The organism is Cobetia sp. PDI-12MA (assembly GCF_059507695.1).
The window spans coordinates 3,184,249-3,202,293 of the sequence record NZ_CM183351.1; the positions used below are offsets into that span (position 1 = coordinate 3,184,249).

Genomic DNA, 18,045 nt, shown 5'->3' on the forward strand with positions numbered 1-18,045 from the left:
CGAAAGCCCCGCCACCTGAGATTCAGGTGGCGGGGCTTTTTTCGTCTCTGCGACGTGCAGCTCCGTGACCCCTGCCGCGATCAGGCGCTGCGGCTGTCACGCTTGAGCAGATACACGCCCAGATAGAGCACCGCGAAGATCAGCCCCAGCACGGCGGCGGCGCCGAAGACATTGCTACCGTCACCGGGCAGGAATTCCAGGAAGGACGTCAGGAACTGTCCCAGGAAGATCGCCATCGTCAGGTAGGAGAGATTGCGACCGCGCACCGAGGCGTGGCTGCGCTCCACCGTCATGTGGTTGAGCAACGGGATCGAGAAGCCGAAGCCCATGCCGGACAAGACGGCCCCGACACTCATCAGGGTCATGTTCTCGGCCTGCTGGAAGACGAACAGGCTGCCGGCATAGAGCAGGAAGGCAAGTACCAGCGTCGGCATCTCGCGCAAGGCACGTGAGACCTTTGGCATCAGCATCGCTGCCACCACCGCGACCAGCGAGATCGCCGCCAGGAAGATGCCGGTGGAGGCCTCGTTCAGCCCCAGCAGGCTCAGGCGCTTGGGCAGCATGACGATGGCGGTGAAGAACAGGGTCATGGCCATGGCCGCCGCCAGATAGACACTGGTGAGCGAAGCTGACAGCGCCTGCTGACCCGACTGGCCAGCCGTTTCATCAGGGGCTGCAGGTGACTGCCTCGGCACCATCATCCACAGCATGGCCAGCAGCAGCCACGCCAGCAGATAGAGCAGGAAAGGCAGCTGCCAGGCAAACCCCGCCAGCACACCACTGACGAACAGGAAGATCACCCCGCCAAGCTCGATGGACATGCCCTGCTGGGCGATCATCGCCAGACGCGCATGGCCGTGGTACCACTCGGAGATCAGCGTGGTGCCCCCCGCCATCACCAGCGCGGTCACGCCCCCCAAGAGGATGCGATCGGCAAATACCGACACCATGCCTTCCAGCAGGGCACCGCCTGCCCCCAGCAGACCATACAGAAACAGCCCGCCTGTCAGCGCGCGATAGGCACCGATACGATCGATCATGCGCCCCGCGATGGGGGCAAACAGCACGGCACCCAGCGACGGCAGGGTGATCAGCCAGCTGGCATGGCTCTCCACCTCAAGCGCCGAAGCGATGCTCAGAAGCCCCGGCGCGACCACGGTGCCCACCATGATGGTCAGACAGGCAATGGCCAGCAGCGTGAAACGGCCGCCGGCAGAAAGCGATTGTGAGGCCCCGCGCGTATCCTGCGCGGCCACTCCACTCGTTGATGTCGTCATATTGGCTCCACTCGAATTCAGAACCCTCCTGTCAGCCGCTACGCGTCCCGCCTTCTCGCTGGCTTGCGTGCTCGCGAGGCAAGGCCAGCGGCAATCAGCCAGAAACAGGAGACAAGGCGAGACGGCAGAGACTGAAGAAGGGAGGCTTGGCAGGCCTTCAGACTAGCGAGTGCAGGCTTATAATAGAAATGACAATACTTGATATGACTTATACTGACTGGACATCAATCAGCCACGAGGGCCGGCATGGAACTCCGCACACTGAAAACCTTCGTCGCGGTGGCGACGCACAGAAGTTTCTCGGCCGCCGCCCGTGAGCTGCATACCGTGCAACCCGCCATCAGCCGCCAGATCGCCGACCTCGAAGCCGAGCTGGGCGTCAGCCTGCTGTGGCGCAATACGCGGGAAGTGAAGGTGACGGCACCGGGGGAGGCCCTGCTTGAAGAAGCGCAGCGCATGCTGGCGCTTGAGGCACAGGCACGCAAGCGCGTGGCGATGGCTGCCAGCGGCCAGACCGGCACACTGCGCATCGGCTACATGAGCTCGGCCTGCGCAAGCTTCGTGCCCGGACTGATGCGCGACTTCGTCAGCGACCATCCCGAGGTCAGCCTGTCATTGCATGAGATGAGTGCCCAGCAGCAGCTGGATGCCTTCGCGCGTGACGAGATCGACATCGGGCTGTCGCGCCCGCTCCCCAGCGAGCAGCGTGACAGCCTGACCGCCGTGGCAGTCTACGAGGATAGGCTGATGGCGGTGGTACCCGAGGGGCATCGTCTGGCGCACCGCAAGCGACTGGCTCTCAGCGAGCTTGCGCAGGAGGATTTCGTGCTGTTTCAGCGCGGGCAGGCGACGGGGCTGTTCGATCAGATCATCAGTGCCTGCGGCGATGCCGGCTTCTCACCACGCATCCAGCGACAACCGGCCTTGATGCAGACACTGCTCAGTGAGGTCGCGGCGGGACTGGGAGTCGCCATCGCGCCCGGCTGCATTCGCCGCCTGCAACGTGATGGCTGCCAGTTCATTCCCCTGCGCCCGGCACTCGGCGCGGTACCGCTGGAGCTGCACTACCCCACCACACCGGCCCGTCCGGTGATCGAGGCCTTCGTCGCGCTGGTCGAGCAGCGCCTGCCCACCATCCGCCAGCAGATGGCGTGAGGCGCAGCCAGTGGCGAGAAGGTGCCGGTCAGCAGTTCAGGCCGCAGGCCACCGCCGAGGACCACGCCCACTGGAAGTTGTAGCCGCCCAGTTCGCCGGTGACATCCAGCACCTCGCCGATGAAGGCCAGCTGCGGCAGATCGCGCACGCTGAAGTCCTTCTGTGAGATGGCATCGGTGACCACGCCGCCCATCGTCACCTCGGCGGTGCGCCAGCCTTCGGTGCCCGCCGGCTTGAGCTGCCAGTGATTGAGCGCCTTGGCCAGCTGTTCAAGACGCGCGTTGGAGAGCTCGGCGAGACTGCGCTCGCTGATGCGGCCGGCATCAGCGTCCTGCCACTCGACCAGCGACTGGGCGAGGCGCTTGGGCAGGCGCTCGCCAAGCCAGGGGCCGATCTGGCGTCTGGGATGCTGCTCACGCAGGGCGAGCAGCTCGGCGTAGGCATCCACGCCCGGCAGCAGGTCGATGTCCAGCGGCTGACCGGGTGTCCACCAGCTGGAAGCCTGCAGCATCGCCGGTCCGGAAAGCCCGCGATGGGTGATCAGCATCGGTTCGCGATAATGGCCCTTGCCGGCGGTGACACTGACGTCACAGGCAAGCCCTGACAGCGGCGACAGACGCTCCTTCCACTGCGAGGTCAGCGTGAACGGCACCAGCGCCGCGTAGGTCTCGGTGACCTCGAGCCCGAACTGGCGCGCGATGTCGTAGCCGAAGCCGGTCGCGCCCAGCGTCGGGATCGACATGCCGCCGGTGGCCACCACCACGCGTCCCGCCGTGTGCGTGCCATTGCTGGTCTCGACCCGCATGCCCTCGCCCGCGCGCTCCAGCGAGGTGATGCGCGTACTCAGGCGAATCTCCGCCCCGGCCCATTCACACTCCGTCAGCAGGATCGCCAGCAGATCCTTGGCGGAATCGGCGCAGAACAGCTGTCCCGGCTTCTTCTCGACGTGCTCCAGCCCATGACGCTCCACCAGTTCCAGGAAATGGTGCGGCGTGTAGCGCTTGAGCGCCGAGATGCAGAAGTGCGGATTGCGCGAGAAGAAGTTGGCGGGGCCGGCATCCAGATTGGTGAAGTTGCAGCGCCCACCGCCGGACATCAGGATCTTCTTGCCGGCCTTGTTGGCGTGGTCCAGCACCAGCACGCGCTTGCCCTGATAGCCTGCCGTGGCGGCACACATCAGGCCTGCCGCGCCTGCGCCGATGATGATGACGTCGTATGTGGCCATGCGGGACACTCCGTGAAGCGAAGAAAGGAAAGGGAATCGGCCGTGCAGACACACGCGGGCCGGCATTCTACCAGAAGCCTGTCGCAGCCAGCGGCCGGACATGGAAAACAAGACACCCCCACCGTCAGAGACGATGAGGGTGTCTTGTCAGACCGGACAGACTAGCCAGTCACGGCGCGCCTCAGACGATGACGCCCTGACTGCGCAGGTAGTCGTCGTAGGTGCCGGAGAAGTCGACCACGCCATCGGCCTTCAGCTCGATGATGCGGGTGGCCAGCGAACCGACGAATTCGCGGTCGTGGCTGACGAAGATCAGGGTGCCCGGGTAGTTTTCCAGCGCGAGGTTGAGTGCCTCGATGGATTCCATGTCCAGGTGGTTGGTCGGCTCATCCATCACCAGCACATTGGGCTGCTTGAGGATCAGCTTGCCGAACAGCATGCGGCCCTGCTCGCCACCGGAGATGACCTTGACCGACTTCTGGATGTCGTCATTGGAGAACAGCATGCGACCCAGGGTGCCACGCACGACCTGCTCGCCGCCGCCGGTCCACTGCGCCATCCAGTCGTAAAGGCTCATGTCGTTGGCGAAGTCATGGGCGTGGTCCTGCGCGTAGTAGCCGACGTCCGCGGCGTCGGTCCACTTCACTTCACCGGCGTCCGGGTGCATCTCGCCGACCAGGGTGCGCAGCAGCGTAGTCTTGCCGATGCCGTTCGGGCCGATGATGGCGACACGCTCACCGGCGGCGACCGTGAAGCTGAAGTTCTCGAACAGGGTGTTGCCGTCGAAGCCCTTGGAGAGCTTGTCGATCATCACCGCGTTGTTGTGGACCTTCCTGGTCTGCTCGAAGCGGATGAACGGGCTGACGCGTGAGGACGGCTTGATCTCGTTGAGCTGGATCTTGTCGATCTGCTTGGCACGCGAGGTCGCCTGCTTGGCCTTGGAGGCATTGGCGGAGAAGCGACTGACGAAGGACTGCAGCTCGGCGATCTGTGCCTTCTTCTTGGCGTTGTCGGCCTGCAGCTGTTCACGCGCTTGGGTAGCGGCGGTCATGTACTCGTCGTAGTTGCCCGGGAACAGACGCAACTCTCCGTAATCCAGGTCCGCCATGTGGGTGCAGACGCTGTTCAGGAAGTGACGGTCGTGCGAGATGATGATCATGGTGCTGGAACGCGCGGTCAGCACGCCTTCCAGCCAGCGGATGGTGTTGATGTCCAGGTGGTTGGTCGGCTCATCGAGCAGCAGGACGTCAGGATCGGAGAACAGCGCCTGCGCCAGCAGCACGCGCAGCTTCCAGCCCGGCGCGACTTCACTCATCGGCCCCAGGTGCTGTTCGATGGGGATATCGAGGCCCATCAGCAGCTCACCGGCACGCGCTTCGGCGGTGTAGCCATCCAGCTCGGCGAATTCGACCTCGAGGTCGGCGACCTTCATGCCGTCTTCCTCGCTCATCTCCGGCAGCGAGTAGATGCGGTCACGCTCGGCCTTGACCACGGCCAGACGCTCGTGACCCATGATGACGGTGTCGAGCACCGTGTATTCCTCATAGGCGAACTGGTCCTGGCGCAGCTTGCCCAGACGGGTATTGGGCTCGAGCATGACGTGACCACCGGACGGCTCCAGATCGCCACCGAGAATCTTCATCATGGTCGACTTGCCGCAGCCGTTGGCGCCGATCAGACCGTAGCGATTGCCACGCCCGAACTTGGCGGAGACGTCTTCAAACAGCGGCTTGGCACCGAACTGCATGGTGAGATTGGCGGTAGAAATCACGAGGGAATATCCGTTTGAAATGAAAAAGGTGGGCGGTGACGAAGTGTCACGCTGGCGCCGGGAGATACGGGGAGCCGCAAAGGCCTGGCAGATATCAGCCGCGGAAGAAGACTTCCAGCAGGTGATAGCCGAACTTGCTCTTCAGCGGCCCCTGCAGGGTATTGAGCGGCCCCTTGAAGATGGCGCGATCAATGCCGCCGACCATCTGGCCGGGACGCACTTCGCCCAGGTCACCGCCCTGCTTGCCGGAGGGACAGGTGGAGTGCTTCCTGGCCAGTTTCTCGAATGGCTGGCCGCGCTCCAGTGACTGCTTGAGACGCTGCGCCTCGGCCTCGGTCTTCACCAGAATGTGGCGTGCCATGGCAATACGAGCCATCTCATGTCCTCTTGCAGGCGGAATCGGTCTTGCCTCACGCCATCTCGTGCCCCGGGCATTCCGGAGGCGGACCCGACGTCACCCGAGCACGCCACTGACGGCATGACAGCGTCATGAGTGTCGATCAGGCGTTCGGGAAAGGTTCGACAGGCGATGGGGTGAGTCTGAAGGCGGGCATGATAACAGCTCAGGATGACAGACGCTGTAGTGCAAGCTCGATAGCTCGCTCAGAAACGCGAAAAGCCCGCATCGTGAGATGCGGGCTTTTCTGAATCTGGTGGAGGGGGAGGGATTCGAACCCTCGAAGCCTTTCGACTTACACACTTTCCAGGCGTGCTCCTTCGACCACTCGGACACCCCTCCAGATCAGTGCTCTCATTGGTCACCCGACTGCGTCGTGTTTCCCTTGAGAACGCGGCGTATATTATCGATAACCTTCGAGTGGCGCAAGCCTTTTTTCCAAAAACTTTCAGATAGATAGCGTCAGTGCACTCGCTCTGCCTCCGCCCTGCGCTTTCAATCTGTGCTCTCGACCCATCCATTGGCCCGAGGCCGTGCTCGTCATCACGGCCCCAGCACCACGTAATCGCCACGGGCCTCGAAACACAGTCGCGGAGCGGACTGCCCTTCGAGCTGACACCACAGCTGCTGGGTCAGCGACAGTCGTGCTCGCCGTCCTGCCGCCAGGCGCTCGCCTACCTCGTGCAGCGCCGCCATGTCATCCGGCGCGCAGATGATGTGATAGTCGCCACTGACCGGAGCCAGAAACTGCTGGCTGGCCTGCGACACCACGATATCGCGCTGGATACCGCGGGCACGTAGCCAGAGCGTCAGCCAGCTCCAGCCACACAGGGTCGCCTCGAGACTCATGGCGCCGCCGAAGGCAGTGCCCTTGTCATTGAGATTGGGCGGCAGATGCAGATGCCAGCTCAGCTGACCCGTCGCACGCTCGGGCTCTGACCACTGCATCTCGACAAGCCCCAGATGAGCAGCCAGCGGGATCGCCTGCGTCAGCCAGCCACGAAACCGTGACAGGTCGTCGCTGACCGGTGCCACGAGACTGCCCGACCGCCCCTGCCCGTCACGCGGCAAAGGCAACGGTGGCCAGGCCTCACCACTCAAGCGCGACGGCTCGTTCATTCAGCGCCTCACTGCCAGCGTTCGACGAAGTCGGCACTGTTGCGGTTCGGCAATGGCTTGAGGCGTCCGCCCGGGGTGCCAAGATAGAGGAAGCCGACCAGCTCATCCTGCTCGCCCATGCCCAGCCCTGCGTGCACGATGGGGTCAAAGGCGTAGCCACCGGTGCGCCACATGCCACCGAGCCCCTGGGCCTGAGCGGCATACAGCATGGCGTGGGCGGCACAGCCGGCACTGACCACCTGCTCGACACGCGGCACCTTGGGGTGGTCCGGCGTGACCCTGGCGATCACCGCGATCACCATCGGCGCACGCAGCGGCTTCTTGCTGGCAGCGGCCTGGGCGGCATCGTCACCGGCCGGCGACTTGTTGCGCTCCGCCTCGGCGAACAGCTCGCCGAGGCGCTCAAGCCCGCCACCCGTGAATTCAATGAAGCGCCAGGGCGTCAGCTCGGCGTGGTCCGGCGCGCGCAGGGCGGCCTGGTAGATGGCCTCCATCTGCTCAGCGCTCGGGGCCGGCGCCATCAGCTTGCCCATGGAATTACGTTCATGCAGTAACGTAAGCGCGTCCATCGTCTCTCCTGTCACAGACTTAAGATAAGAATGATTCTCAGACTAGCATGTCGCCGGTACGTCGTCTCATCACTCGCTGCTATCTATCTGATTGGCAAGGCGCTATCTGACCGGCGAGGAGACATAGACGACTACTGCCGGGAGAGACGCAGCGGCAGACTGGCGCGGGCCTCGACCTCGAGATCCGCCGTGGCGCGCCACGGGCTGATATCCAGGCCGCCACGCCGCACGTAGCGCGCCATCACCAGCAGAGACTCGGGCTTCACGCGCGCCATCAGGTCGACGAACAGGTGCTCGACGCAGTGCTCATGGAAATCCTGGTGCTGGCGATAGCTGATCAGATAGGCCAGCAGGCGCTCGCGATCAATACGCGGGCCGCGATAACGAATCCAGACGCTGCCCCAGTCGGGCTGACCAGTGACCGGGCAGTTGGACTTGAGCAGATGGCTGTGCAGGTCTTCGCTGACGATGTCGGCGGCATCGGCGCTGAGCAGCTCCGGCGACGGCGTGTAGTGCTCGACGCTGATCGGCAAGTCATCGAGGCACTCTCCCGGCAGGCACCCGACGTCCAGCTCGGCATCGTCCAGCTCCATCAGGCGCACCTCGACCGGCGCACCGGCCGCGGCGGCGAGGTCACGCTCCAGCGTTGCCTGCACCGCTGCCTGATCGGGGAAACGACTCTGATTGAGACTGTTGAGATAGAGCTTCCAGGACTTCGATTCGATCAGGTTCGGCGAGGCTGCCGGCAGGCGAAAACGGGCCACGCGCACCCACGGCTTGCCGGCCTCATCCAGCCAGGAGACTTCAAAGGCGTGCCACTCATCCTCACCGACGAACGGCAACGCCGCGTCATCGATGCCGATGGGGCCACGGTTGGCTGCCCGCGTGATGGGGAACAGCAGGCTGGCATCGTAGTGCTCGGGATAGGCGGATTCTCGCCCGAGCGGGGCATCCTTGAGGGTCTCGGGGCGCGCCTCATCGGGCACGTTGACGGCAGTGGGGTGAGCCATGACAGCACTCCAGTGAAATAGGCCAATAACGCATCGGTATCAGGGGCGCAGACAGCAGAACGCCGGCAGAAGCCGGCGTTGCATGCACTGGCGCGATAGCGCGCATCTTACCATCATCGTCTGGGCGACATCTTCAGCTGCGGATGCCCTTGCCACGCTCCAGCAGCCACAGCGCGAAGGCGAACAGGCCGATGATGAAGGCCACGATAGCCGCCATCGCCGGGCCGACGCTGATGTCCGAGACGCCCAGAATGCCGTAGCGGAAGGTGTTGACCATGTAGAGGATCGGGTTGGCCAGCGACACCGTCTGCCAGAATTCCGGCAGCATGTGGATGGAATAGAAGACGCCCCCCAGGTAGGTCAGCGGCGTGAGCACGAAGGTCGGAATGATCGAGATGTCATCGAACTTGCGGGCGAACAGCGCATTGATGAAGCCACCGATGGAAAACAGCAGCGCCGTCAGCACCACGACCATGATGGTCAGGAAGGGATGATGGATATCGAGGTCCGTGAACAGGAAGGCCACGGCGGTCACGATGATGCCGACCCCCAGCCCGCGCACGGCGCCACCGATGATGTAGCCGAGCAGGATGATCCACGATGGCAGTGGCGAGACCATCAGCTCCTCGATGCTGCGCTGGAACTTGTTGGAGAAGAATGACGAGGCCACGTTGGAATACGAGTTGGTGATCACCGACATCATGATCAGCCCCGGCACGATGTAATCCATGTAGCTGATGCCGTCCATGGTGCCGATGCGCGAGCCGATGAGATTGCCGAAGATGACGAAATAGAGCGTCATGGTGATGGAAGGCGGCAACAGTGTCTGCGGCCAGATGCGCGTGAAACGACGGACTTCCTTGACGACGATGGTGACCAGAGCCACCCATAGCTGACGGGGGTTCACTGCGTGATCTCCTTGGCAACATTGGAGGCGATACCGCTTTCGGCGTTGGAACGCTCGACCAGGTCGACGAACAGCTCCTCGAGACGGTTGGCACGATTGCGCATCGACACCACGGTGACACCGGCGCGATCCAGCGCCGCGAAGGCGGTATTGATCGACTGGCCCTTGCGCACGGCGAGCGCCAGCTGCTGAGGATCACTCAAGGAAACCTCGAACCCGGCAATCACCGGCGCCTTGGTCAGCGACTCACGAATGTCGAGCAGGAAGGTTTCCGCATCCAGTTCCTTGAGCAGCTCACGCATGCTGGTGTTATGCACGATCTCGCCATGGTTGATGATGGCGATGTTGCGGCACAGGCTCTCGGCCTCTTCCAGGTAATGCGTGGTGAGGATGATGGTGGTGCCCTCCTCACGATTGATGCGGCGCATGAATTCCCACATCGAGCGGCGCAATTCGATATCCACACCGGCCGTCGGTTCATCGAGAATCAACAGACGCGGCTTGTGGATCAGCGCACGGGCAATCATCAGGCGGCGCTTCATGCCACCGGACAGCATGCGTGACGGGGTATCGCGCTTGTCCCACAGCCCGAGGTCCCTGAGCAGGCGCTCGGAACGCGGGCGGGCTTCCTTCATCGGCATGCCGTAATAACCCGCCTGGGTCATCACGATGTCCTGCACTTTCTCGAACTGATTGAAGTTGAACTCCTGCGGCACGACACCGAGGTGATACTTGGCCTTCGAGAAGTCCTTGTCGATATCGATTCCTGAGATCTCGACCTTGCCTGCGGTCTTCTGCACCAGCGAACTCACCACGCCGAGGGTCGTGGACTTGCCGGCCCCATTGGGGCCCAGCAGCGCGAAGAAATCGCCCTCGGGGACATCAAGATCAATCCCCTTGAGCGCCTCAAAACCGTTGCCGTAGACCTTGGTCAGGCCACGGATAGACAAGGCAGGTCGTGACATCGGACACCTGTAATCGATTGACGCTGTCAGTCAGCACAGCAGAAAAGACGCATCTGAGAACAATTGCGCACCAGTGATGGCATTGTTGCGCAGTCCGCGAACATGAAAATCAGACGCAAGATATTGGATGCGCATGGTAACGCATTCGGCGCTGCCACATCAGACACACGGCAGAAAGGCATCAGTGCGCCACGGGAAACAAGCAGAGAGAGAAAATCACGCGGGGGACAGCACCAGCGAGCGGCGCAGAACAGGGTGGAGAGGAATTCCAGGCACAAAAAAATCGCCAGTGACGTAACACGATGATCGTGTCTGTCAGGCGATGGCGTACTGCTATGTCATGCTTTTGCTTGCAACGTCACATTCGACTGGAGCGGGAAACGAGATTCGAACTCGCGACCCCAACCTTGGCAAGGTTGTGCTCTACCACTGAGCTATTCCCGCCTGTCGAAACACAAAAACTGCGGCGTAAAACAGAATGGCGTCCCATAGGGGGTTCGAACCCCTGTTACCGCCGTGAAAGGGCGGTGTCCTGGACCACTAGACGAATGGGACGTACTGGAGCGGGAAACGAGATTCGATCGGACTGGCGAACCAGCTCGCGACCTTGTCGCATTGCCTTTTCCTACTGGAGCGGGAAACGAGATTCGAACTCGCGACCCCAACCTTGGCAAGGTTGTGCTCTACCACTGAGCTATTCCCGCACCGGGTGCCATGAACCTGTGCTCACGACATCTGTCTTACTGCTGGCTTGCCACACCATCATGCTCTGCATGGCGTCCCATAGGGGGTTCGAACCCCTGTTACCGCCGTGAAAGGGCGGTGTCCTGGACCACTAGACGAATGGGACGTACTGGAGCGAGAGATGAGATTCGACCGGACTGACGTTCAGCTCGCGACCTTGTCACACCACTTGTTCCTAATGGAGCGGGAAACGAGATTCGAACTCGCGACCCCAACCTTGGCAAGGTTGTGCTCTACCACTGAGCTATTCCCGCAACACAAGCAGATCATGCGACCACACAAGACCGAAGATGGCGTCCCATAGGGGGTTCGAACCCCTGTTACCGCCGTGAAAGGGCGGTGTCCTGGACCACTAGACGAATGGGACACACTGGAGCGGGAAACGAGATTCGATCGGACTGGCGAACCAGCTCGCGACCTTGTCGCATTGCCTTTTCCTTTGGAGCGGGAAACGAGATTCGAACTCGCGACCCCAACCTTGGCAAGGTTGTGCTCTACCACTGAGCTATTCCCGCACTCCGGTCTCTACGCTGCAAGAAAGTGGCGTCCCATAGGGGGTTCGAACCCCTGTTACCGCCGTGAAAGGGCGGTGTCCTGGACCACTAGACGAATGGGACATAACGTTCTTGCCTCGTCGAGGTGGCGCGTATATTACAAAGCCCCTCCCCCTTCGTCAACCCCCTGCTTCAACAGGATTTTTCCGGCGTTGGCCAAGTGCATCCACCACATGCTTGTGGTCACGCCCTGACGCCCGCATTCTTGGGGTATGTACCGGGTTTCGCGTGAAGACCGGCAGTCACTCTTTTCGGATCGCCGCGCAGGAGAACTTGCTTGCAGGTTCACACGAGCACGCATTCGAGAAACGCATAGATAGAGAGTAGAGATCATGAGCGAACAAGACCCGCAGACTCAGGACAAGTTGATTCGCAGTGAAGAGGAATGGCGCAAGCGACTGACGCCGGAACAATATCGGGTGACGCGCGAGGCAGGGACCGAGCGCCCCTTCACCGGCGATCACGAAGTCAGCCCGACGCCGGGTACCTATCACTGCATCGCCTGTGACGCCAAGCTGTTCGACAACGACACCAAGTTCGACTCCGGCTGTGGTTGGCCGAGCTTCGACCGCCCCCATGCCGATGCCGCCGTCGAGGAGCACTTCGATACCAGCCATGGCATGCGTCGCGTGGAAGTGCGCTGTCGCCGCTGCGAATCCCATCTGGGGCACGTCTTTCCGGATGGCCCGACTGACACCGGCCAGCGCTACTGCATCAACTCCGTCGCGCTGCGCTTCAAGCCGACCCGCGCCTGACGCCCGGGGCATGGAGAGTCGATAGAGGCGCCGGGCAGTGATGACCGGATAGCGCGCCTCCATGGCCAGGCCTCCTCTGATAGAATGCGTCGCCATACGCGTCCCCTCCTCTTCCGCATACCATGTAGCGCCATCCCTGATGGATGAGCGCCCTGCCTGGCATGCGGGAAGAAGGAGGCAGGACAGAGGTGACAGATCAACCGTCATACCCCTGACGGCAGGAGAGAAGCGACATGCTGGGCTGGTATCCGGGACATATGCACAAGGCACGCCGTCAGATAAAGGACGCGCTGCCCGAGATCGACGTGGTCATCGAAGTCCTCGATGCCCGCCTCCCCTACTCCAGCACCAATCCGGTGCTGTCCGAACTGACCCGCCACAAGCCGGTACTCAAGCTGCTGTCTCGCACCGATCTGGCGGACCCGGCACGCACTCGCGAATGGGTCGAGTATTTCGATGGCCTGCCCAACACTCGTGCATTGGCGATCACCACGCTTGAGGCGCGTGATCTCAAGCAGATCCCGCGGCTGTGCCGCGAGATGGCCGGCCATATCCGCGTCGATCGTGATGCGCGAGTGATGGTGATGGGCATCCCCAACGTCGGCAAGTCGACGCTGATCAATGGTCTGGCGGGACGCAAGATCGCCAAGACCGGCAACGAGCCCGCCGTCACCAAGCGCCAGCAGAAGATTCGCATCGACGGTGGCATCGCCCTGATCGATACCCCCGGAGTGATGTGGCCGAAGATCGAAGACCAGGCCAGCGCCTATCGCCTGGCCGGCAGCGGCGCGATCCGTGACACCGCCATCGATTACACCGATGTGGCGGTGATCGTCGCGGCCGAGCTGGCCAAGCGCTACCCCACGGAGCTGACCGCACGCTACAAGCTGAAGTCACTGCCGGCCTACAGCGCCAACCCTGACGCCGAGCGAGTCGAGAGTGATGGCCCGCGCAAGGTCGATCTGATGGCGCTGTCCGGCTTCAATGGGGTCGCGATTCTGGAAGAGATCGCCAGCAAGCGCGGCGGCCTGCGTGCCGGTGGCATCATCGACTTGCACCGCGGTGCCGAGGTGCTGCTGCATGAACTGCGCGATGGCAAACTCGGGCGCCTGACATTGGAAACACCCGCCGACATTCCTGCCGAGCCGGTGCCGGAAGCCAGTGGCGAGACGGAAGATGGGGCCGAAACGCATGAGCAAGAGAGCGAATAACGCTACCAGAACAAGGCGCTAACGCGACTCTCGCCTGGCTCCCGCCCGCGGGAGACGCTTGAATGCCAGTTGAAAATCCCGTCAGAAAACCTCTGGCGGGATTTTTTTCTGCCTGAACATCTCAAACCACAAATTTAACCACGCTATTGGCCCTTGGCCGTGGCGCGGCAGGCCAGCGGCGCGATATGCTGGACGCTCGCCCCTACACCTTACGTGACGGAGATCTACGGAAAGCATCATGGATACCGAGCAAAGAAAGCCCCGCGAAATTCGCAAGTCACACAAGCTGGACAACGTTTGCTATGACATTCGCGGGCCGGTTCTCGAGCACGCCAAGCGTCTCGAGGACGAGGGCCATCGCATTCTCAAGCTCAATATCGGCAACCCGGCGCCCTTCGGCTTCGAGGCACCGGAAGAGATTCTGCAGGACGTGATGCGCAACCTGCCGACAGCGCAGGGCTATTGTGATTCCAAGGGGCTTTACTCTGCGCGCAAGGCGATCATGCAGGAGTGCCAGCGCAAGGATATCCAGGGTGTCGGGATCGAGGACATCTACGTCGGCAACGGCGTCTCGGAGCTGATCGTGCTGGCCATGCAGGCATTGCTCGACGATGGTGACGAGCTGCTGGTACCGGCGCCGGATTACCCGCTATGGACTGCTGCCGCCAACCTGGCCGGTGGTCGCGCCGTGCACTATCTGTGTGACGAAGCACAGGACTGGGCGCCCTCCATCGAGGACATCCGCGCCAAGGTGACCAGCCACACCAAGGGCATCGTGCTGATCAATCCGAACAACCCGACCGGCGCGGTCTATCCGCCCGCGGTGGTGAAGGACATCCTGCAGGTCGCGCGCGAATTCGGTCTGGTGGTGTTCTCTGACGAGATCTACGACAAGATCCTCTACGACGGCACCGAGCACGTCTCCACCGGCGCGCTGGCCGATGATCTGCTGATCGTGACCATGAACGGGCTGTCCAAGAGCTACCGCTGCGCGGGCTTCCGCTCCGGCTGGATGATTCTCTCAGGCGACAAGCGCCCGGCGGCCGACTTCATCTCCGGCCTCGACATGCTGGCCAGCATGCGCCTGTGCGCCAATGTGCCGGCGCAGCACGCCATCCAGACGGCGCTCGGCGGCTATCAGTCGATCAATGACCTGGTACTGCCGGGCGGACGTCTGCTGGCCCAGCGTGACGCAGCCTGGAAGAAGCTCAACGAGATACCCGGCGTCAGCTGCGTGAAACCCAAGGGCGCGCTCTACATGTTCCCGCGTCTCGACCCCGAGATGTATCCCTTCGAGGACGATCAGCAGATGGTGCTGGAGCTGTTGCTGGAAGAGAAGATGCTGCTGGTGCAGGGCACCGCCTTCAACTGGCCGAATCCGGACCACCTGCGCATCGTGACCCTGCCCTACGCCGACCAGCTGGAAGAAGCCATCGAACGCCTCGGCCGCTTCCTGGCGCGACGTCGCAAGGCCTGACGTCGGCTCAGCCCCCGCGATCAAGGGGCTACGCAGGTCGCCTCCAGTGGTGATACCTTGCTGTCCTTGCAAACCGTTCTTGCAGACTATCGACGCAGATTCTGCCCGCGCCACCGCCAGTGATTCATCTCACTGTCAGTATCGCGGGCAGATAATTGCGCCCTACCGATATATTGGCATTGGAGACCTGACCCCATGATGCGGATAGCCCTTTTCCTGATCACCAACCTGGCGGTGGTGCTGCTGGCCAGTGTCACGCTGCGCCTGCTGGGCTTCGATGGCTACATGGAAGCCAACGGCATCAACTACACGGCACTGCTGATCTTCTGCTTCATCATCGGCATGGCCGGTTCCGTGATCTCGCTGTTCCTGTCCAAGACGATGGCCAAGTCCTCGACCGGCACCGTGATCATCGAACAGCCGCAGAATGACACCGAGCGCTGGCTGCTGGACACCGTCGGAGAACTGGCGCGCGACGCAGGCATCAAGATGCCGGAAGTCGGCATCTTCCCGGCGCAGCAATCCAATGCCTTCGCCACCGGCTGGAACCGCAATGATGCGCTGGTCGCCGTCTCGGCCGGCCTGCTCAATCGCATGCGTCCCGAGGAAGTGCGCGCCGTGCTGGCGCACGAGATCGGTCACGTCGCCAACGGCGACATGGTGACGCTGACGCTGATCCAGGGCGTGGTGAACACCTTCGTGATGTTCTTCGCGCGTATCGCCGCACACGCCATCGACGCCTTCCTCAAGCGCGATGACGAGAATGGCGGCCTTGGCTTCTTCGGCTACATGGCGGTCGTGTTCGTACTGGAAATGGTGCTGGGCCTGGTGGCCTCGATGATCGTCGCCTGGTTCTCGCGCTGGCGCGAATACCGTGCCGATGCCGCAGGCGCAGGTCTGGCGGGCAGCGGCTCGATGATCAATGCCCTGGCTCGCCTCAAGCAGGAACATGAGCTGCCGGACCAGATGCCCGACACCATGACCGCCTTCGCCATCACCACCGGCAAGAGCCGCAAGCTGATGGAGCAACTGTTCGCCAGCCACCCGCCGCTGGATGAGCGTATCGCCGCGCTCAAGGCCGCTGCCTACAAGTAAGCTCCGCCAATCCCGCACGGCCTGATTGGCCCCTGCAGACAGCAAAAAGCCCGCCACGTGATCCACATGGCGGGCTTTTCTGTCAGTGGGCGCCGCTCGGCAGGCCGCCTCTCATGCCACCGCTTCCCACCCCGACAGCCCCAGCAGATTCACGGCAGCGTCGAGGCCTATCTGTTGCATCTCGCCCACGTTCAGCGAATCACCCCGCAGGGCGCCCTCGATCCACAGGCCATCGACCAGCCCGTTGAGCGCGATGGTCAGATGTTGCAGCCGGGTCTCGTCTTCCTGACGCCCTTCCGCCACCAGAACGTCCTCCACCAGATGACGGAACAGCTCGGTCGTTTCGCGATAGGCCTCGCGGCGAATCTCCGCCATGCGAGGGTCGCCATAGGTGAGCGGCAGAAAGTTGGCCCACAGCAACAACGTCTGCGGTGTCACGATCGGCGGTGACAGATTGGCCTCAAGAAAGGCCTTCAACCTTGCATGAGGTGCCAGCTCTCGTCCTTCTATCGTGTCGGAGGCATCGGACAGCAAGCGCTCAAGAAAGCGACGATAGGCCGCGTAGAGCATGTTGTCCTTGCCTTCGAAATAGAAGCGGATCAACCCATTCGAGACACCGGCATATTCGGCGACACGCCGCACTGTCGTGCGCGAGATCCCCTCGCTGGCAATGCAGGTCAGGGTCGCTTCGATCAGGTCATCCTCTCGGGCATTGTTGTCTCGACGACTGGCCATGGAACGTGAATTACCCCTCGCGCAGAATCGGATTGGTCAGGCAAGTGGGGCCACCTTCGCATGCCATGCACAGGGCGTCACCTTCAAAAGTGCGCACACGCACGCCGGCGGCTTCCATCACGGCACGCGTGCCGGGGAAGCCATCGATCATCACGCAATCGTTCGGCGCCAACGGCATGACATTGAGGCTCAGGCCCAGCGACTGATGGAACTCTTCTTCCGGGGCAATCACGAAGCGGATACCGCGCGCTTTCATCAAGGTCCAGAGTGCAGCGGGGATCAACTTGGGATGTACCAGATAGGCGTCATCCGCCAGCGGCGAGATAACCGACATCAGATGCAGGCAGGCCGCCTCGCCCTCCCAGACGGGCAGGTCGAAGCCCAGCACCTCGATCCCATGCGGATTGAGCAGCGCGTTGAGCTGACGCACGCCCTCCCGGTTGGAGCGGAAGCCCATGCCGACGACAAGGGTGTTCTCATCCAGCCACAGGGTGTCGCCCCCCTCGATGGCAGCCTCACCTTCCAGCCGACCGATGACCGGAATGCCGGCCTGCTCGTAGACCTGACCATGCCGGTTCGGTTCGTCCTGGCGCAGCGGCTTGCCCATCTGGAGCAGCACGGCGCCGGCACGCGTCACCACCGAGGCATCGCGGGTGAACATGGCATCTGACAGCCCATCATTGGTGTCCTCCATCCAGACGATCTCGGCACCGCTCTCCTCCACCATCTCGACCAGAGCCTGGTACTGACTGATGGCTTTCTCGGCATTGAAGTAGTGGTTGTAATGCCAGACCGCCGGATCGGCATTGCGCAGGCTGTCGCCAGGACGACGCATCAGGACACGCGTCATTCGAGCGGCCATCGAGTGGCAACCGAATCGGGTGGAGGCAGGGGTATTCGACATGGAGGAAACCTCATTTTGATGGTCTGTCAGTCACAATTGACCCGAATGTTATACAGATGCATAATTTTTACACAGATGCATAGTTTTATACAGACACATGACTTTATGCAACTGCATAATCAGTATCCGAGTGCATAACAACAAGATCAATCAGAGGACTCGCGCGTGCCTCACT

The 18,045-nt window shown here is 62.2% G+C and carries 16 protein-coding genes and 9 tRNA genes; 5 read left to right on the forward strand and 20 right to left on the reverse strand.

Annotated features, from left to right (window positions below; genetic code table 11):
* Positions 1–80: 80 nt before the first annotated feature.
* Positions 81–1,277, reverse strand: coding sequence for an MFS transporter (locus AC5WNI_RS13575; protein ID WP_175088408.1), 1,197 nt, complete (start codon positions 1,275–1,277; stop codon positions 81–83).
* A 246-nt stretch (positions 1,278–1,523) separates the two neighbouring features.
* Between AC5WNI_RS13575 and AC5WNI_RS13580 the strand changes: the two genes are divergently transcribed.
* Positions 1,524–2,432 carry a LysR family transcriptional regulator gene (locus AC5WNI_RS13580; protein ID WP_175088407.1) on the forward strand — a complete coding sequence of 303 codons (909 nt, stop codon included), beginning with the start codon at positions 1,524–1,526 and terminating at the stop codon, positions 2,430–2,432.
* A gap of 28 nt (positions 2,433–2,460) precedes the next feature.
* Here the strand turns inward: AC5WNI_RS13580 and AC5WNI_RS13585 are convergent, their stop codons facing one another.
* The 17 genes from AC5WNI_RS13585 to AC5WNI_RS13665 form a co-directional block, all read right to left on the reverse strand.
* A complete protein-coding gene (locus AC5WNI_RS13585; protein WP_175088406.1) occupies positions 2,461–3,657 on the reverse strand; it encodes a BaiN/RdsA family NAD(P)/FAD-dependent oxidoreductase in 1,197 nt (398 codons plus the stop codon).
* Positions 3,658–3,838: 181 nt separating this feature from the next.
* Positions 3,839–5,428: an ABC-F family ATPase gene (locus AC5WNI_RS13590; protein ID WP_175088405.1), complete on the reverse strand. Its 1,590-nt coding sequence runs from the start codon at positions 5,426–5,428 to the stop codon at positions 3,839–3,841.
* 94 nt (positions 5,429–5,522) lie between these two features.
* Entirely contained in the window at positions 5,523–5,804 is a 282-nt protein-coding gene (locus AC5WNI_RS13595; RefSeq protein WP_175088404.1) for a peptidylprolyl isomerase, read from the reverse strand.
* 275 nt (positions 5,805–6,079) lie between these two features.
* A tRNA-Ser gene (locus AC5WNI_RS13600) sits at positions 6,080–6,167 on the reverse strand.
* 201 nt (positions 6,168–6,368) lie between these two features.
* Positions 6,369–6,944: a YiiD C-terminal domain-containing protein gene (locus tag AC5WNI_RS13605; protein ID WP_175088403.1), complete on the reverse strand. Its 576-nt coding sequence runs from the start codon at positions 6,942–6,944 to the stop codon at positions 6,369–6,371.
* Positions 6,945–6,952: 8 nt separating this feature from the next.
* A complete protein-coding gene (locus AC5WNI_RS13610; RefSeq protein ID WP_175088402.1) occupies positions 6,953–7,513 on the reverse strand; it encodes an NAD(P)H nitroreductase in 561 nt (186 codons plus the stop codon).
* Between the two features lie 131 nt (positions 7,514–7,644).
* Complete coding sequence (gene queF / locus AC5WNI_RS13615; RefSeq protein ID WP_175088401.1) at positions 7,645–8,523, reverse strand: NADPH-dependent 7-cyano-7-deazaguanine reductase QueF; 879 nt, start codon at positions 8,521–8,523, stop codon at positions 7,645–7,647.
* Between the two features lie 133 nt (positions 8,524–8,656).
* On the reverse strand, positions 8,657–9,430 hold the full coding sequence (locus tag AC5WNI_RS13620; RefSeq protein ID WP_043333883.1) for an ABC transporter permease: 774 nt from the start codon (positions 9,428–9,430) through the stop codon (positions 8,657–8,659).
* On the reverse strand, positions 9,427–10,395 hold the full coding sequence (locus AC5WNI_RS13625; RefSeq protein ID WP_175088400.1) for an ABC transporter ATP-binding protein: 969 nt from the start codon (positions 10,393–10,395) through the stop codon (positions 9,427–9,429). The genes AC5WNI_RS13620 and AC5WNI_RS13625 overlap by 4 nt, the downstream gene beginning before the upstream one ends.
* Positions 10,396–10,764: 369 nt before the next feature.
* Positions 10,765–10,839, reverse strand: a tRNA-Gly gene (locus AC5WNI_RS13630).
* A 35-nt stretch (positions 10,840–10,874) separates the two neighbouring features.
* A tRNA-Glu gene (locus AC5WNI_RS13635) sits at positions 10,875–10,950 on the reverse strand.
* A gap of 74 nt (positions 10,951–11,024) precedes the next feature.
* Positions 11,025–11,099 (reverse strand) — tRNA-Gly (locus AC5WNI_RS13640).
* 70 nt (positions 11,100–11,169) lie between these two features.
* Positions 11,170–11,245: transfer RNA gene (locus AC5WNI_RS13645), tRNA-Glu, on the reverse strand.
* Between the two features lie 73 nt (positions 11,246–11,318).
* A tRNA-Gly gene (locus tag AC5WNI_RS13650) sits at positions 11,319–11,393 on the reverse strand.
* 37 nt (positions 11,394–11,430) lie between these two features.
* A tRNA-Glu gene (locus AC5WNI_RS13655) sits at positions 11,431–11,506 on the reverse strand.
* Positions 11,507–11,579: 73 nt separating this feature from the next.
* Positions 11,580–11,654: transfer RNA gene (locus AC5WNI_RS13660), tRNA-Gly, on the reverse strand.
* A 26-nt stretch (positions 11,655–11,680) separates the two neighbouring features.
* Positions 11,681–11,756 (reverse strand) — tRNA-Glu (locus tag AC5WNI_RS13665).
* A gap of 269 nt (positions 11,757–12,025) precedes the next feature.
* On the opposite strand from AC5WNI_RS13665, the gene msrB reads away from it, so the two are divergent.
* From msrB to htpX, 4 genes are all read left to right on the forward strand, one after another.
* The gene (gene msrB, locus AC5WNI_RS13670) at positions 12,026–12,448 is read left to right on the forward strand and encodes a peptide-methionine (R)-S-oxide reductase MsrB (RefSeq protein WP_175089283.1); all 423 of its coding nucleotides are present in this window, start codon (positions 12,026–12,028) and stop codon (positions 12,446–12,448) included.
* Between the two features lie 233 nt (positions 12,449–12,681).
* Positions 12,682–13,659, forward strand: coding sequence for a ribosome biogenesis GTPase YlqF (gene ylqF, locus AC5WNI_RS13675; RefSeq protein WP_175089281.1), 978 nt, complete (start codon positions 12,682–12,684; stop codon positions 13,657–13,659).
* A gap of 238 nt (positions 13,660–13,897) precedes the next feature.
* A complete protein-coding gene (locus AC5WNI_RS13680; protein ID WP_166019970.1) occupies positions 13,898–15,136 on the forward strand; it encodes a pyridoxal phosphate-dependent aminotransferase in 1,239 nt (412 codons plus the stop codon).
* A gap of 195 nt (positions 15,137–15,331) precedes the next feature.
* Positions 15,332–16,231, forward strand: a complete 900-nt coding sequence (gene htpX, locus AC5WNI_RS13685; RefSeq protein WP_175089279.1) for a protease HtpX — start codon at positions 15,332–15,334, stop codon at positions 16,229–16,231.
* A 111-nt stretch (positions 16,232–16,342) separates the two neighbouring features.
* Here htpX and AC5WNI_RS13690 read toward each other — a convergent pair whose 3' ends face one another.
* Both AC5WNI_RS13690 and AC5WNI_RS13695 read right to left on the reverse strand, forming a co-directional pair.
* Positions 16,343–16,966: a TetR/AcrR family transcriptional regulator gene (locus AC5WNI_RS13690; RefSeq protein ID WP_175089278.1), complete on the reverse strand. Its 624-nt coding sequence runs from the start codon at positions 16,964–16,966 to the stop codon at positions 16,343–16,345.
* A 10-nt stretch (positions 16,967–16,976) separates the two neighbouring features.
* Positions 16,977–17,870, reverse strand: a complete 894-nt coding sequence (locus AC5WNI_RS13695) for a dimethylarginine dimethylaminohydrolase family protein (RefSeq protein ID WP_217485844.1) — start codon at positions 17,868–17,870, stop codon at positions 16,977–16,979.
* Positions 17,871–18,045 lie beyond the last annotated feature (175 nt).